Here is a 14,821-nt window from a genome sequence, read left to right as displayed (position 1 = left end):
ATGACGTAGCACTACTTCCGAAGCTCGATGACGGTCTTGCCGATGCGGATCGGCGCGCCCAGCGGAATCGGCGTCGCGGTGGTGAGCCGGGTCCGGTCGAGATACGTACCGTTCGTGGACCCGAGATCCTCGACGATCCAATTGCCGTCCCGGTCCGGGTAGATCCTCGCGTGCCGGCTCGACGCGTAGTCGTCGTCCAGCACGATCGTCGAGTCGTGGGCCCGGCCCAGCGTGATGGTCTGCCCCTGCAGGGCGACCGTCGTGCCGGTGAGGGTGCCCTCGGAGACGACGAGTTTCGTCGGGGCACCGCGGCGCTGCCGCCCGCCCCCGCCGCTCGGGGTCTGCTGGCCGCGCTGCTGCGGCGGCGCCGCCTGGCGCGCGTTCTGCTGCGGACGCGCCTCCTGGCGGCGCGAACCGCGCTGGGTGACCCGCGTGCCGAAAAGGTCACTGCGGATGACCTGGACGGCCACGATCACGAACAGCCACAGAACGGCCAGGAAACCCAACCGCATGACCGTCAGGGTCAGCTCTGACATTGCCCCCGCTTCACCCTTCGGCTTGCCGGTAAACGATGGTGGTGCTGCCCACGACGATCCGCGAGCCGTCGCGGAGCGTAGCGCGGGTGGTGTGCTGCCCGTCCACCACGATGCCGTTGGTGGACCCGAGATCCTGGATCGTCGAGGGCGTTCCGGTCCGGATCTCGCAGTGCCGGCGGGAGACGCCGGGATCGTCGATCCTCACGTCCGCGTCGGTGCTGCGGCCGAGGACCAGAGTCGGGCGGGAAATCTGATGACGGGTGCCGTTGATCTCGATCCAACGGCGCACCTGGCCGCCCGCACCCGTCGTCGCGGGCGCCGCGGGCGCACCGCCGGGGCGGGCCGCGGCCGGAGCCGTCGGACGGTGGCCGGGCATGGCCGGGGCACCCGGCGGCGGGGCCGCGGGCATCGGCGGAGCACCGGCCGGCGGACCGCCCTGCGGGTAGCCGTAGCCACCGCGGGCCGGCTGCTGCTGGCCCTGGGGCCCCTGCGGGTACCCACCGGGCGCGTTCTGCTGCGGCGACGGCTGGGACTGTGACGAACTCGACGCGAGCGTACGGCTGCGCACCCGGTACAGACCGGTGTCGAGGTCCTCCGCCTTCTCCAGGTGGACCTTGATCGGCCCCATGAAGGTGTACCGCTGCTGCTTGGCGTAGTCCCGGACCAGACCGGCGAGCTCGTCGCCGAGCTGACCCGAGTAGGGGCTGAGGCGCTCGTAGTCCGGCGCGCTCAGCTCCACGATGAAGTCGTTGGGGACGACCGTCCGCTCGCGGTTCCAGATCGTCGCGTTGTTGTCGCACTCGCGCTGGAGCGCGCCGGCGATCTCGACGGGCTGGACCTCGGACTTGAAGACCTTGGCGAAGGTGCCGTTGACCAGACCTTCGAGTCGCTGCTCGAACCGCTTCATGACTCCCATGGGGCACCTCCTCCGGCGTTGTCGTCCTGGTACTGCTTACTGATCGTATCCACGCGTCGGGAAATCGGCTGGTTCCCCTTCTCTGCCCTGTGGACGAGTGTCACCTCTCACAGACCTTCCGCAGACCTTTCGGCAGACCTTCCCCATGGATCGTAGAGGTGGCCTGTGGACAGTGTCCCGCACCCGGCGGCGGAGCAGGAGGGCCCCGTGCGTCACTCGCACATCTCGACCGGTCTACTTCCTCCCACTCCCGCCCTCCCCGCGTCTTCCCTTCCGTCCTCCCCGCGCCCTTCCCTTCCGTCCACCCCGTCCCTTCCTGTCCCTCGCTGTCCCTTCCCACCCTTTCCCGTCCTCCGCGCCTCTCCCCGCCTCTCCCCGCCCCTCCCTGCCCTACCCAGTCCTTCTCTCCCGGCCCCCTGCCTCCTTGCCGCCTTGCCTCCTTGCCCCTTCCTCCCCTGCCTCCTTGCCCCTTCGTCCTCCTTCCTGCCCACTCCTCGTCATCCGAGGCGGGGGCGAAACAACGGATGTGAATCCACCGCCCCCGACGTGCTAATCTTCAGATGTCGCCAGGCGGACGGGCCAAAAAGCCAAGAAGCTCGGAGATCACCCAATGCGCGGGTGGCGGAATAGGCAGACGCGCTGGATTCAGGTTCCAGTGCCCGAAAGGGCGTGGGGGTTCAACTCCCCCCTCGCGCACCAGACGGAAGCCCCGTAGATCGAAAGATCTGCGGGGCTTCCGCGTTGTACCGGCACGTGTGAACTCGGCTCCTGGGGGTCCGGGTTGGGAACGGGTGCCTGGTGACGGGCGTCGGAGCGCGCGACGTTCGTCGGTGAGGAACACGACGAAAGAGGACGGCGGACCGGCCGGCGCGCCGCCTATCGTGCGGGCGTGGAAGCTCCTCCGAAGATCAGGACGTGGTCCGAAGCCGCCCGACGGTGGTTCGTGCTGCCCGGCCAGTGGTCGCGACGCAGGACCGCCGGCGAGCTGGTCCTCGCCGTCGTCATGGCCCTGCTGGCCGCCGGCACCCAGGACATGCTCGGCGGCGAGGGCTGGACGCTCGCCGCCGTCGCCCTGGGCTCCGCCGTGCTGTCGCTGCTGCGCCGCAGGCTCCCCGGGACCGTGCTCGTCGTCACATCGCTCCTCGCGCCCTTCGTGCCGGGCTTCCTGGCACTGCTGATCCTCATCGGCTGGTCCGCAGGCCGCTACATAGCGGGCGCCGGACGGGCGCTGGCCGCCTTCACCGCCGCGTACGTGCTGAACGTCGCGGGCACGGTGATCGAGGCCTGGGACCAGCGCATGATCCTCACCCTCGCGTTCATCACCACGCTGTACTTCCTGGCGACCACGCTCGCGCCCGGTCTCGCCCACCGCTACTGGACCCAGCGCCGGAGCCTGCTGCACGCGCTGCAGCAACGCAACGCCCAGCTGATCAGGGAGCGGGCGATGATCGCCGGGCAGGCCAGGCTGCGCGAGCGGCAGCGCATCGCGCAGGACATGCACGACAGCCTCGGGCACCAACTGGCCCTGATCTCCGTGCACACGGGCGCCCTGGAGGTGGACCCGAACCTCACCGACCGCCAACGCGAGGCCGTCGGCGTGCTCCGGAACGCCTCGGTGGACGCCATGCACGAGCTGCGCGAGGTCGTCGGCATCCTCAGGGACGGCATCGAGGCACCCGCCGAGACCGGGGGCGTGCCCGTGGCACGGCCCGGGGACGAGACCGGCAAAGCGGCCCGGGGGACCGCCGGCATCGAAGGACTCGTGGCCGCCGCCCGGTCCGCCGGGACCACCATCGACCTCGCCCGCCACGGCGAGACCCGGCCGCTCGCCCCGGCCGTCGACCACGCCGCGTACCGGATCGTCCAGGAAGGCCTGACGAACGCCTACAAGTACGCACCGGGCGCCGCCATAGCCGTCGAAGTGCGGTACGAACCGGACGCGTTCGTCGTGGAGGTCCTCAACGAACCCGCGACGACCGAGCCGACCGATGTCGTCAGCGGCGGACAGGGCCTCACCGGACTGCACGAACGGGCCCGGCTGGTCGGCGGCATCGTGCACGCCGGCCCGGCGGACGGCGGCGGCTTCCGGGTCGCGGGCGTCCTGCCGTACGGGGCGGTGGAGGCCGCTCCGTACGTCGAGCCGGACCTGCTCACGGCGGGCATCGAACTCGGCGTCGCACCCCCCGCCGGGTCCGCCACCGGCACCCACGGCGCCGCCCACGGCACCTCCCACCGTCCTTCCCCCGCCGATCCTTTCGTCGATGCCACCGACGACTTCCGACAGCAGTCGCGATGGCCCCGCTCGCGCGACGGTGGTCGGGCCGCGGTCGGAAAGGCCGACTGGACGGTGACCGAACGGGAGTGGGCGATGGCGATGCGCGCGGGCAGGGGCAGGAGCACGGGCAGCGGGATAGCGATCGGGTGCGGGATCGCGTTCGCCGCCCTCGTACTGCTGCTGGTGGCGGGCGGCTTCGGCCTCTACTTCCTGATGGGGTCGATGCAGAAGGGGATGATCGGCCCGGGCGAATACGACGCCGTCAAGGTCGGGCAGAACGAGCAGGAAGTGCGCGACCGGCTCCCTTCGGGTGACAGCATCGCCACCACCGGCCTGCACGGCAAGGGCCCCAAGGAGCCCGAGGGTTCCTCGTGCCTGGTGCTGATGAGCTCGGAGCCCGGCGACATGGAGAGCGAGCCCGTTTTCCGGTTCTGCTTCAAGGACGGCAAGCTGATCGAGAAGAAGTCGTACGAGGTCGTGCGCTAGGCGCGGCCGGTGCCGGCGGGGCCCGCACGTGGGCCCGTGTGCGCAAGTGAGCCGTTGGGGGAGTGGCTGTGGCTGTGGCAGGGAGCCGGCACATCAGGGTCGTGATCGCCGATGACGAGCCGTTGATCAGGGCCGGGATCAGGATGATCCTCACCTCGGACCCGGAGATCGAAGTCGTCGCCGAGGCGGCGAACGGCCGCGAGGCGGTCGACCTGGCACGCGCCCACGCCGCCGACGTCCTGCTGCTCGACATCCAGATGCCCGTGCTCGACGGGCTCTCCGCCCTGCCGGAGCTGCGCCGGGCCACGCCCTCGACGCGGGTGATCGTGCTGACGACCTTCGGCGAGCGGGAGAACGTGCTCAGGGCGCTGGAGCACGGCGGGGCCGGGTTCCTGCTCAAGGACACCGCCCCGGCCGAACTGATCCGCGCCGTACGGGCGGCGGCGGCGGGTGACGCGTACCTGTCCCCCGCCGCCACCCGGCACGTGGTCGAACAGCTGGCCTCCGGGCGGGAGGCGACCCGGTCCGAGGCGGCCCGGACCCGGGTGACGGCGCTCAGCGAACGGGAGCGCGAGGTGCTGGCCCTGCTGGGCGAGGGCCTCTCCAACGCGGACGCCGGCCGTCGGCTCCACATGAGCGAGGCGACGGTGAAGACCTATGTGAGCCGCATCCTCGCCAAGCTGGGCTGCGAGAACCGGGTCCAGGCGGCCCTCCTTGCGCGGGACGCCGGCCTCTGACTCAGCCCTTGGCGTCGGGGAGACCGGCGCCGCCGGCCGCGTTGTAGCGGAGCAGGTACGCGGCGAACCGGGTGAGGTCGTCGGCCGACCAGTCCTTGAGTCGTTCCTCGTAGGCGGCTTGGCGGCTGGCCTGGGTGGAGGCGAGCAGCCGGGTGCCCTTCGCGGTGGGGTGCAGTACCTGGACCCGGTGGTCGTCAGGGTCGGGCCGCCGCTCGACCAGACCCAGCTTCTCCAGGGCCCCGACCTGCCGGCTGACCGTCGACTTGTCCAGGAGGTAGTGGGCGGCCAGGTCCGTGGCCCGACAGCCCTGCTGGTCGTCGATGTGGGCGAGGAGCGTGTACGAGACCAGCGGCAGCTCCGGATGGAGCCGGGCGGCCGCGGCCCGCGCCCGGCGGGCGAAGGCGGTCAGCTCCCGTTCGATCGTGTCGAGGGACGTCTCCCGCGCGCCGTCGCTCATGGTGCGCTCCTTGTCACCGAGGGACCCCGTGGTCGGACCTGATGGCCGGGCCCGGTGGCCCGTTCCCTCTCTTCGGTTGTATAGTACAACGGCTATTTAGTTGTAAAAGCCAACCATGGAGGTTCCGGTGTCCGCAGCATCCGCAGGACAGACCACCAAGGGAGCGTTGCGCCACGTCCTCGGGCATCTGCTCACCCCCCTGCTGATGTGCGTCGGCATGGGCCTCGCCTACCTGGGCGCCTTCCACGCCCCCCAGCCACACGACCTGCGCGTCGACATCGTCGGCTCCGGTCCCCAGGCCCAGGTCCTCGCCCAGACCCTCCAGGACAAGGGCGCCGGCGCCCTCGACGTCCGCACCGTCCCCGACCGCACCACCGCCACCGCCCACCTGCGCGACCGCGCCAGCTTCGGCGCGTACGTACCCGGCGGGCAGGCGGGGACGGGGCAGGCCGACGGGGCGCAGGCGGACGGGACGCAGGGCGGCGGGGTGAAGGCCGGCGGGGTGAAGGCCGGCGGGGTGCAGGCCAGCGGGGTGCAGGCCGGCGGGGCGGCCGCGCGGCCCGAGCTCCTGGTGGCCTCCGCCTCCTCCGACACCAGCGCCATGGCCGTCGAGAAGGTCTTCACCAAGGTCGCCGCCACCCAGGGCGAACCCCTGAAGGTCACCGACGTCGCACCCGTCGCCTCCGGCGACCCCACCGGCCAGGGCGTCTTCTTCCTGCTCGTCGCCCTCAGCATCGGCTCGTACGCCTCCGTCGCCGTCATCGGCGGCGCCGGCGCCGTCCTGCCCATGCGGATCAGGGCCCTCCTGGCCGCCGGCATGTCCCTCGTCGTCAGCCTCATCGGCACCGTCTTCGCCGGACCGCTCTTCCACCTCGTCGACCACGGACTCGGCGGCGTCTGGGCACTGTCGTGGCTGTACTGCGCCGGCATCCTCCTGATCGGCGTCGGACTCCACACCTTCCTCAAGCGCTGGACCACCCTCGGCGTGATGGTCCTGTTCGTGATGCTCAACTTCACCAGCTCCGGCGGCATCTACCGCCCCGAGCTCCAGCCCGGCTTCTTCGGCTCGCTGCACGCCTTCTGGAACGGCGCCGGCTTCGTCGAAGGCGTCCGCGGCCACGTCTACCTCGCCGGCGACGACCTCGGCCGCAACGTCCTCGTGCTGGGCCTCTGGTTCCTCGCCGGAGTCCTGGTCACCGCCCTCGCGGGAAGGGCCGAGGCCCGGCGGACGCGAGCGGCGGAGCACACGACGGAAAAGACGCCGCAGAAGCGCGCCGACCAGGACGTCCAGGAAGAGATCGAGGAGGAGATCGAGGAGACCGTCGGCGTCTGACCCAGGGGGAACCGACCCCCGCGAAGAGTTGTCCACAGGCCGTTGTCCACAGGGGAAGACGGCCTGGCGGCCCCGGCGGTACCTTCATGCCCAGTCGACGAAGTTGATGTTGGCAGACAGGCAAGAGTCGGGGGAGGTCGTCCCATGGACGAGACGAGGACAACGGTTCCGGGGCAGCGTGCGCACACCCACGGGGACGGGCGCATCCCGCACGTTCCCGGATTCGCCCGGCGCGCGGCGGGCGGCACCGAGGCCACGCCCGGCGGCACCGAGGCCACGCCCGGCGGTTCCGCCAAACAGCGCGGCAAGGACCTGCGCCGCGGCGTCCCCCGCGCATCGCACAGCACGCTCGTCCTCGCCGCGGGACGGCCCGACGCCGTCGCCGCCGTGGAGGAGTCGAGCCGGGGCCGCGTCGCCGCACTCGCACCGATACGCGTCGGCAGGATGGCGGCGAGCCCCTTCGCCTTCCTGCGCGGCTCCGCCGGACTCATGGCCCACGACCTCGTCGGCTCCCCCGTCACGGGCATAGCCGCCCAGCTGTGCGGCGACGCGCACGCCGCCAACTTCGGCCTCTACGGCGACGCCCGAGGACGCCTCGTCATCGACCTCAACGACTTCGACGAGACCGTCGTGGGCCCCTGGGAGTGGGACCTCAAAAGGCTCGCCACCTCCCTCGTGCTCGCCGGGCGCGAGGTCGGCGCCGACGAGGAGATGTGCCGGGCCGCCGCCTTCGACACCGTCGGCGCCTACCGCCGCACCATGCGGCTGCTCGCCCGGCTCCCCGCGCTCGACGCCTGGAACGCCATCGCGGACGAGGAGCTCGTCTCCCACACCGACGCCCGCGACCTCATAGGCACCCTGGAACGGGTCTCCGCGAAGGCCCGCAACAACACCAGCGCGCGCTTCGCCGCCCGCTCGACCGAGGCCGTCACCGACGAGGAGGGCGGCGGCAGACGCTTCGTCGACGCGCCGCCCGTGCTGCGCCGGGTCCCCGACGAGGAGGCCGCGGCCGTCGCCGCAGCCCTCGGCGAGTACCTGGGGACCGTCTCCGAGGACCGGCTGCCGCTGCTCGCGCGGTACGCCGTCCACGACGTGGCGTTCCGCGTCGTCGGCACCGGCAGCGTCGGCACCCGCTCCTACGTGGTGCTGCTCCTCGACCACCGGGGCGAGCCGCTGGTCCTCCAGGTCAAGGAGGCCCGCCCCTCGGCGCTGCTGCCGTACCTGCCGGCCGCCGGCTTCACCGTCCCGGACGCGGGGCACGAGGGACGGCGGGTGGTGCTCGGGCAGAAGCGGATGCAGGTCGTGAGCGACATCCTGCTCGGCTGGACCACCGTCGAGGGCCGGCCGTACCAGGTGCGCCAGTTCCGCAACCGCAAGGGCAGCGTCGACCCGGCCGCCCTGACCGCCGAGCAGGTCGACGACTACGGCCGCATGACCGGCGCCCTGCTGGCCCGCGCCCACGCCCACAGCGCCGACCCGCGGCTGATAGCCGGCTACTGCGGCAAGAGCGAAGAGCTCGACGAGGCCGTCGCGGCCTTCGCCATCGCCTACGCGGACCGCACCACCGCGGACCACGAGGACCTGCTGTCGGCGATCCGCACGGGACGGATAGCGGCGGAACTGGGCGTCTGACGCCTGGGCCGTGTCCATCACGGCTTCATATGGGGCGAGGGGGCGAGGGGGTGGAGGGGGGAGGGGGAGGGAGGGGGAGGGAGGGGGGAGGCCCCCCCGAAGGACCGTAGGCTGGATGGGACGAGCCGGAACGAGGACGTGGACGGGCGTGGACGTGAGCGTGGACCAGGGCGTGGGTGGCGGGTCCGAGGGTGAGCGGCCCGCGGAGGAGCTGCCCGAGGGCGTGCTGCCGGAGGGTGCGGAGCCCGGGGGTGCGCGGCCCGAGGGTGGACAGCCTGGCGGTGAGCGGTCTGCCGGGGGCTCCGTCGGCGAGCCGCCGGCCGGTGAGCGGCCCGCTGACCAGCGGCCTGAGGCGCGGCTCGAGCAGGCTGTGCGGGTTGCGGAGCAGGCTCTGATCGAGTTCGAGATCGCGGTGGAGACCTTCCGGGTCGAGGTGGAGAACTTCTCCCGGCTGCATCACCAGCGGCTCGGCCCGATGTACACGCGTCTCGACGAGCTGGACGCGCAGATCGCGGAGGCGCGGGCGGCGCGGACCGGGGATCCGGAGGATCTGCGGCGGGCCCAGGAGGCGCGGGCCGCGGTCATGCCGATGCCCGGGGTGGACGAGCTGTTCCACGACTGGGTGGACTCCGACGGGCTCTCGGCCGAGGCGGCGGCGATGCTGACCGAGCGGCCGGTGCAGCCGCCGAAGCGGGTGCGGCCGTCCGACGAGGTGCGCAAGCTGTACCGGGAGCTGGCGCGGCAGGCGCATCCGGACCTGGCCCGGGAAGAGGGCGAGCGGCAGCGGCGTGAGGAGTTCATCACGCGCGTGAACGCGGCCTACGCCCGTGGCGACGAGGCCCTGCTGCGGGAGCTGTCCGAGGAGTGGGCGGCCGGTCCGGTGCCGGAGCTGCGGCTGAGCGAGAGTGAGGAGCTGTACGCGCGGCTGGAGTGGCTGTCGCAGCGCAAGGAGATGCTGTCGGGGGTGGCCCGGGAGCTGGAGGACAGTGCCATCGGCGCGATGCTGCGGATGGCTCCGGACGATCCCGACCGGCTGCTCGAGGAGATCGCTGAGCAGCTGCTGGCGCAGGTCTCCGAGCGTGAGGCGGAGCTCGCCGCGCTGGTGCGGTCGGTGCAGTAGGTTTCGATGGTTCGGCGTCCGCGTTCGCGGGGTGCCACCGTCGTGTGAGAGAGAAGGCCTGTCCCATGAATTTCGCCCCGCTGCCGTCGGTGGACGCGGCCTCCGTGCCGGCCGACGCCCTGGTGCTGGACGTCCGTGAGAACGACGAGTGGGCGGCCGGCCATGTCGAGGGTGCGCTGCACGTGCCGATGAGCGACTTCGTGGCGCGGTTCGGTGAGGTGACGGAGGCCGTGGCCGAGGGGCGGCGGGCGTTCGTGATGTGCCGGGTGGGTGGCCGTTCGGCACAGGTCACGCAGTATCTGGTGCAGCAGGGCATCGACGCGGTGAACGTGGACGGCGGGATGCTGGCCTGGGAGGGTGCGGGGCGCCCGATGGTCGCGGACGGCGGGAGCCCCGCGTACGTGCTGTAGTCCGGCGGGTTCAGGCGAGGGGGTGGGCGGCCAGCAGGTCGCCCAGTTCCTCTTCGTGGGCCGCCGCGGGGCCGAGGGCGAGCTCGAGGTGCTTGGCCCAGGCGTGGTAGCGGTGCAGGGAGTAGTCGGTGTCGGCGCCGAAGCCGCCGTGGAGGTGCTGGGCGGTCTGGACGACGCGGCGTACGCCCTCGGAGGCCCAGATCTTGGCGACGGCGATGTCTCCGCCGGTGGGGAGCGGTCCGCCGGCGTCGGTGGTGAGGCGCCAGGCGGCCTGCCAGAGGGTGACCTCCATGGCGCGCAGGTCGATGTAGCGGTCGGCGGCTTGGACGGCGACGGCCTGGAAGGTGGCCACGGGGTGGCCGAACTGTTCCCTCTTGCCGGTGTACTGGCTGGTCATGGTGAGGACTTGTTCGCCGAGGCCGAGGGCGAGGGCGCAGGTTCCGGTGGCGAGGAGGTCGCGGAGTCGTTCCCAGGCGCCTTCGGTGTCGATGACGTCGGCGGGGTCGAGGTGGACGCCGTCGAGGTGGAGTTCGGCGAGGAGTTCGCCGTGGGTGGCGTACTGGTCGGCGAGGGTGAGGCCCTGGTGGGTGCGGGGCAGCAGGGCGAGGACGGTCCGGCCGTCGGGGGTGTGTGCGGGGACGGCGATGCGGTCGGCCTGGTGGGCCCAGGGGACGGCGCTGGTGTGGCCGTCGAGGGTCCAGCCGGTGGTGTCCCGGTGTGCGGTGACGGCGAGGGGTGCCGGGTCGTGTCCGGTGCGGCCGTGGGCGGCGGCGGTGAGGACGAGTTCGCCGCGGGTGACCCGGGGGAGCAGGGCGGCGGCGGTTTCGGCGGGCGCGTACTGCTGGAGGGTGAGGGCGACCGCGGTGGTCTCGAGCAGGGGGACGCGGGCGAGGACGCGGGCTGATTCGCGGAGGACGAGGCAGAGGGCGATGGGGTCGAGCCCGGCGCCGCCGTGGGCGGGGTCGAGGGTGAGGCCGAGGAGGTCGGCGGTGGCGAGGCGGGCCCAGAGCGGGCGGTCGTAGTCGTCGGCGACCGCGCCGGGTGTGAGGGCGGGGCTGGGTACGGCGTCGGGTGCGACGTCGGAGAAGACGGCCCTGGCCGCCTCGACGGCGGCGTGCTGTTCTTCGGTGAAGGTGAAGTCCACTGCCCTGTCCCTTCCGGCCCTGTCGATCTGACGGATCGTCAAGATAGAACAGGTTCTACCGGAAGGGAATGGGCGGGCTCCGCCTGTCAGCGGTCGAAGTCGAGCTCGACCTCCGGGGTCGCCGGGTGGGACTGGCAGGCCAGCACGTATCCGGCGTCGGTCTCCTCGGGCTCCAGGGCGAAGTTGCGGTCCATCCGGACCTCGCCGGTGACGAGGAAGGCGCGGCAGGTGCCGCAGACTCCGCCCTTGCAGGCGTACGGGGCGTCCGCCCGGGCGCGCAGCACGGTCTCCAGGAGCGTCTCGCCCTGCTGGACGGGCCAGTTGCCGGAGCGGCCGTGCAGGGTGGCGGTCAGGGTGGCGTCCGCGGGGGCGTCCGCCGCGGGGGCCGGGGCGGGGGCGGAGCCGTCGTCGACGTGGAAGATCTCCTGGTGGACGCGGCCGCGGTCGACGCCGAGGTCGCGCAGGGCCCGTTCGGTGTTCTGCACCAGGCCGTAGGGGCCGCACAGGAACCAGCCGTCGATGTCGCCGACCGGGAGCAGCGCGGGCAGCAGGGTGGTGAGCCGTTCGTGGTCGAGCCGTCCGGAGGGGAGTCCGGCCTGCTGTTCCTCGCGGGAGAGCACGGTGACCAGCTGGAAGCGGTCGGGGAAGCGGTCCTTGAGGTCGGCGACCTCGTCGAGGAACATCGTGGAGGCCGCGGTGCGGTCGCTGCGCACGAGGCAGAACGTGGCGTCGGGCTGCCGGGCGAGCAGGGTGGCGGCCATGGACAGGACCGGGGTGATGCCGCTGCCGCCGACGACCGCGGCGAAGTGTCCGGGGCGCGGGTCGAGGACGAAGCGGCCCATGGGTTCCATGACCTCGACGGTGTCGCCGGCGGCGAGTTCCTTGAGGGCGTAGGTGGAGAATTCGCCGCCGTCGACGAGGCGGATGCCGACGCGCAGGACGGGGGTCTCGCCCTCGGGGGCGGCCGGGGCGCAGATCGAGTACGTGCGGCGGATCTCTTCGCCGTGGGCTCCGGTGCGGCGCAGGGCGAGGTGCTGGCCGGGGGTGTGGCGGTAGGTCTCGCGCAGCTCGGGCGGGACGGCGAAGGTGACGGCCACCGAGTCGTCCGTGAGCTGCTCGACCTCGCTGACCCGGAGCGGGTGGAATCCGGCCCGTCCGGTCTTTGAGGACTGCATCTACAACTCCTTGAAGTGGTCGAACGGTTCGCGGCAGGCGGTGCAGCGGCGGAGTGCCTTGCACGCGGTGGAGGAGAAACGGCTGAGGAGCTCGGTGTCGGTGGAGCCGCAGTTCGGGCAGCGGATCGCGAGGGTGAGGGGTATGGGGCCGCCGGTGGGGCCCTGGGGGCGGGGCGGGGCGATGCCGAACTCGGTGAGTTTGCTGCGCCCTTCCTCGGTGATGTCGTCGGTCGACCAGGCGGGGCTGAGGACGGTGACGACGCTGACTTCGGGCATTCCGTGGGCGTGGAGGGCGTGTTCGATGTCGGAGGACATCGCCTCGATCGCGGGGCAGCCGGTGTAGGTGGGGGTGAGTTCGACCTCGACGCGGCCGGGCCCGAGGACGTGGACGCCGCGCACGACGCCGAGTTCGGCGAGGGTGAGGACGGGCAGCTCGGGGTCGGGGACGGCGCCTGCGATGCGGGCGAGTTCCTCTTCGAGCGCGGTCGGCGGGGCCGTGGCGGGGGTGGCCGGGGCGGTGGTCACCATGACGCCCCCGGGTGGCTGCGGTGCAGGTGCTGCATTTCGGCGAGCATCCGTCCGAAGGGCTCGGTGTGCAGGCCCTGGCGGCCGGCACCGGCCTTCCAGGCGCCGGTGCGCGGTCCGGAGGGGACGGTGAGGGTGGCCTTGTCGAGGACGGCGGTGACCGAGTCGAGCCAGGCGCGCTCCATCGCGGCGGCGGCGTCGGGGCCGATGTCCAGGCCGTCGAGGGGCTGGAACAGTTCGCCGGTGTACCGCCAGAGGGCGTCGCAGGCCTGTTGCATGCGCCGGTGGCTCTCGTCGGTGCCGTCGCCGAGGCGCAGGGTCCAGTGCTCGGCGTGGTCCTGGTGGTAGGCGACTTCCTTGACGGCCTTGGCGGCGAGGCCGGCGAGCGGGCCGTCGCCGGTGGCGAGCTCGCCGTACAGGAGGCGCTGGTAGGTGGAGAAGTAGAGCTGGCGGGCGATGGTGTGGGCGAAGTCGCCGTTCGGCTGCTCGACGAGCTGGCAGTTGCGGAAGGCGCGCTCCTCGCGGAGGTAGGCCAGTTCGTCCTCGTCGCCGACGAGGGAGAGCAGGATGCGGGCCTGCCCGAGGAGGTCGAGCGCGATGTTGGCGAGGGCGACCTCCTCTTCCAGGACGGGGGCGTTGCCGGCCCACTCCCCCAGGCGCTGGGCGAGGACGAGGGCGTCGTCGCCGAGGGCGAGGGCGGCGGCCGGGGTGGTGGCGGGCTGCGTGGTCACAGGTGCTTCACCCCGTCCGGGATCTCGTAGAAGGTGGGGTGCCGGTAGGGCTTGTCCGCCGAGGGCTCGAAGAAGGGGTCCTTCTCGTCGGGGGAGGAGGCGGTGATCTCGGCGGAGGGGACCACCCAGATCGACACGCCCTCGCTGCGGCGGGTGTAGAGGTCGCGGGCGTTGCGCAGGGCCATCTCGGCGTCCGGCGCGTGCAGGCTGCCGGCGTGGGTGTGGGACAGTCCGCGGCGCGAGCGCACGAACACCTCCCACAGCGGCCATCCGTCGGTGGTCATGCCCGTGCCTCCCCGTCCGTCGTGTGCTGCTTCGCGGTGTGCTTCGCGGCGTATGCCGCGGCGGCGTCCCTGACCCAGGCGCCGTCCTCGTGCGCCTGGCGGCGCTGGGTGAGCCGCTGCTCGTTGCAGGGGCCGTTGCCCTTGAGGACGTCCCAGAACTCGGCCCAGTCGATGGGGCCGAAGTCGTAGTGCCCGCGCTCCTCGTTCCACTTGAGGTCGGGGTCGGGCAGGGTGAGGCCGAGGGACTCGGCCTGCGGGGCGGCGATGTCGACGAAGCGCTGGCGCAGTTCGTCGTTGGAGTGCCGCTTGATCTTCCAGGCCATGGCCTGGGCGGAGTGGGTCGACTCGTCGTCCGGCGGGCCGAACATCATCAGCGAGGGCCACCACCAGCGGTCCACCGCGTCCTGGGCCATGGCGTGCTGGGCCTCGGTGCCGCGGGAGAGGGCGAGGAGCGCCTCGTACCCCTGGCGCTGGTGGAACGACTCCTCCTTGCAGACCCGGACCATGGCGCGCGCGTACGGACCGTAGGAGCAGCGGCAGAGGGGGACCTGGTTGGTGATGGCGGCGCCGTCCACGAGCCAGCCGATGGCGCCGACGTCGGCCCAGGTCAGCGTGGGGTAGTTGAAGATCGACGAGTACTTCTGGCGGCCGGAGTGCAGCTTGTCGAGGAGCTCGTCGCGGCTGGTGCCGAGCGTTTCGGCGGCGCTGTACAGGTACAGGCCGTGGCCGGCCTCGTCCTGGACCTTGGCCATGAGGATCGCCTTGCGCCGGAGGGAGGGGGCGCGGGTGATCCAGTTCGCCTCGGGCTGCATGCCGATGATCTCGGAGTGGGCGTGCTGGGCGATCTGGCGGACCAGGCCGGCCCGGTAGGCGTCGGGCATCCAGTCGCGTGGCTCGATGCGCTCGTCGGCGGCGACGGCGGCGTCGAACACCGCTTCCAGGGCTGCGTGTGTCGCCGCCGTCCCTGTCGTCGCCGGTGTCGCTGTCGCTGTCGTCTCTGCCGTACCTGCGGTCATCGGACCCCCTACCGACCGATCGTTCGGTTGAATTGCTTCAATGG

At 72.2% G+C, this 14,821-nt stretch carries 15 protein-coding genes and 1 tRNA gene; 7 read left to right on the top strand and 9 right to left on the bottom strand.

Annotation, left to right across the window (positions count from 1 at the left end; all coding sequences use genetic code 11):
* Positions 1 to 11: 11 nt before the first annotated feature.
* Complete coding sequence (locus OG309_RS18045; RefSeq protein WP_329422129.1) at positions 12 to 536, bottom strand: FHA domain-containing protein FhaB/FipA; 525 nt, start codon at positions 534 to 536, stop codon at positions 12 to 14.
* 10 nt (positions 537 to 546) lie between these two features.
* A complete protein-coding gene (locus OG309_RS18040) occupies positions 547 to 1,452 on the bottom strand; it encodes a DUF3662 and FHA domain-containing protein (RefSeq protein ID WP_329422127.1) in 906 nt (301 codons plus the stop codon).
* A gap of 612 nt (positions 1,453 to 2,064) precedes the next feature.
* Here OG309_RS18040 and OG309_RS18035 point away from each other — a divergent pair.
* The 3 genes from OG309_RS18035 (at position 2,065) to OG309_RS18025 (ending at position 4,950) form a co-directional block, all read left to right on the top strand.
* Positions 2,065 to 2,151 (top strand) — tRNA-Leu (locus tag OG309_RS18035).
* Between the two features lie 190 nt (positions 2,152 to 2,341).
* Positions 2,342 to 4,213 (top strand): sensor histidine kinase, encoded by a 1,872-nt coding sequence (locus tag OG309_RS18030; protein ID WP_402544866.1) that lies wholly within the window; start codon positions 2,342 to 2,344, stop codon positions 4,211 to 4,213.
* 74 nt (positions 4,214 to 4,287) lie between these two features.
* Positions 4,288 to 4,950, top strand: coding sequence for a response regulator transcription factor (locus tag OG309_RS18025; protein WP_329428410.1), 663 nt, complete (start codon positions 4,288 to 4,290; stop codon positions 4,948 to 4,950).
* A 1-nt stretch (position 4,951) separates the two neighbouring features.
* On the opposite strand, the gene OG309_RS18020 is transcribed toward OG309_RS18025, so the two are convergent.
* Positions 4,952 to 5,407 (bottom strand): MarR family winged helix-turn-helix transcriptional regulator, encoded by a 456-nt coding sequence (locus tag OG309_RS18020; protein ID WP_329422125.1) that lies wholly within the window; start codon positions 5,405 to 5,407, stop codon positions 4,952 to 4,954.
* Between the two features lie 115 nt (positions 5,408 to 5,522).
* Between OG309_RS18020 and OG309_RS18015 the strand changes: the two genes are divergently transcribed.
* From OG309_RS18015 to OG309_RS18000, 4 genes are all read left to right on the top strand, one after another.
* Positions 5,523 to 6,740: a hypothetical protein gene (locus tag OG309_RS18015; protein WP_329422123.1), complete on the top strand. Its 1,218-nt coding sequence runs from the start codon at positions 5,523 to 5,525 to the stop codon at positions 6,738 to 6,740.
* A gap of 144 nt (positions 6,741 to 6,884) precedes the next feature.
* Positions 6,885 to 8,372 carry a DUF2252 domain-containing protein gene (locus OG309_RS18010; RefSeq protein ID WP_329422120.1) on the top strand — a complete coding sequence of 496 codons (1,488 nt, stop codon included), beginning with the start codon at positions 6,885 to 6,887 and terminating at the stop codon, positions 8,370 to 8,372.
* Positions 8,373 to 8,595: 223 nt separating this feature from the next.
* Entirely contained in the window at positions 8,596 to 9,492 is an 897-nt protein-coding gene (locus tag OG309_RS18005; RefSeq protein WP_443067637.1) for a hypothetical protein, read from the top strand.
* Between the two features lie 65 nt (positions 9,493 to 9,557).
* Positions 9,558 to 9,902 carry a rhodanese-like domain-containing protein gene (locus OG309_RS18000; protein WP_329422117.1) on the top strand — a complete coding sequence of 115 codons (345 nt, stop codon included), beginning with the start codon at positions 9,558 to 9,560 and terminating at the stop codon, positions 9,900 to 9,902.
* A 10-nt stretch (positions 9,903 to 9,912) separates the two neighbouring features.
* Here OG309_RS18000 and OG309_RS17995 read toward each other — a convergent pair whose 3' ends face one another.
* The 6 genes from OG309_RS17995 to paaA all read right to left on the bottom strand — a co-directional run bounded on the left by OG309_RS17995 (position 9,913) and on the right by paaA (position 14,777).
* On the bottom strand, positions 9,913 to 11,046 hold the full coding sequence (locus OG309_RS17995) for an acyl-CoA dehydrogenase family protein (protein ID WP_329422115.1): 1,134 nt from the start codon (positions 11,044 to 11,046) through the stop codon (positions 9,913 to 9,915).
* 86 nt (positions 11,047 to 11,132) lie between these two features.
* Positions 11,133 to 12,221, bottom strand: a complete 1,089-nt coding sequence (locus OG309_RS17990) for a 2Fe-2S iron-sulfur cluster-binding protein (protein ID WP_329422113.1) — start codon at positions 12,219 to 12,221, stop codon at positions 11,133 to 11,135.
* A complete protein-coding gene (paaD, locus tag OG309_RS17985; protein WP_329422110.1) occupies positions 12,222 to 12,749 on the bottom strand; it encodes a 1,2-phenylacetyl-CoA epoxidase subunit PaaD in 528 nt (175 codons plus the stop codon).
* On the bottom strand, positions 12,743 to 13,477 hold the full coding sequence (paaC, locus tag OG309_RS17980; RefSeq protein WP_329422109.1) for a 1,2-phenylacetyl-CoA epoxidase subunit PaaC: 735 nt from the start codon (positions 13,475 to 13,477) through the stop codon (positions 12,743 to 12,745). The genes paaD and paaC overlap by 7 nt, the downstream gene beginning before the upstream one ends.
* Positions 13,474 to 13,761, bottom strand: coding sequence for a 1,2-phenylacetyl-CoA epoxidase subunit PaaB (gene paaB, locus OG309_RS17975; protein WP_329422107.1), 288 nt, complete (start codon positions 13,759 to 13,761; stop codon positions 13,474 to 13,476). The genes paaC and paaB overlap by 4 nt, the downstream gene beginning before the upstream one ends.
* A complete protein-coding gene (gene paaA / locus OG309_RS17970; protein WP_329422105.1) occupies positions 13,758 to 14,777 on the bottom strand; it encodes a 1,2-phenylacetyl-CoA epoxidase subunit PaaA in 1,020 nt (339 codons plus the stop codon). Before paaA ends, paaB begins: the two co-directional genes overlap by 4 nt.
* Between the last annotated feature and the right edge of the window lie 44 nt (positions 14,778 to 14,821).

The organism is Streptomyces sp. NBC_01268, from assembly GCF_036240795.1.
Classification (GTDB): domain Bacteria; phylum Actinomycetota; class Actinomycetes; order Streptomycetales; family Streptomycetaceae; genus Streptomyces.
This window is presented reverse-complemented; position numbering and strand designations above follow the sequence as displayed.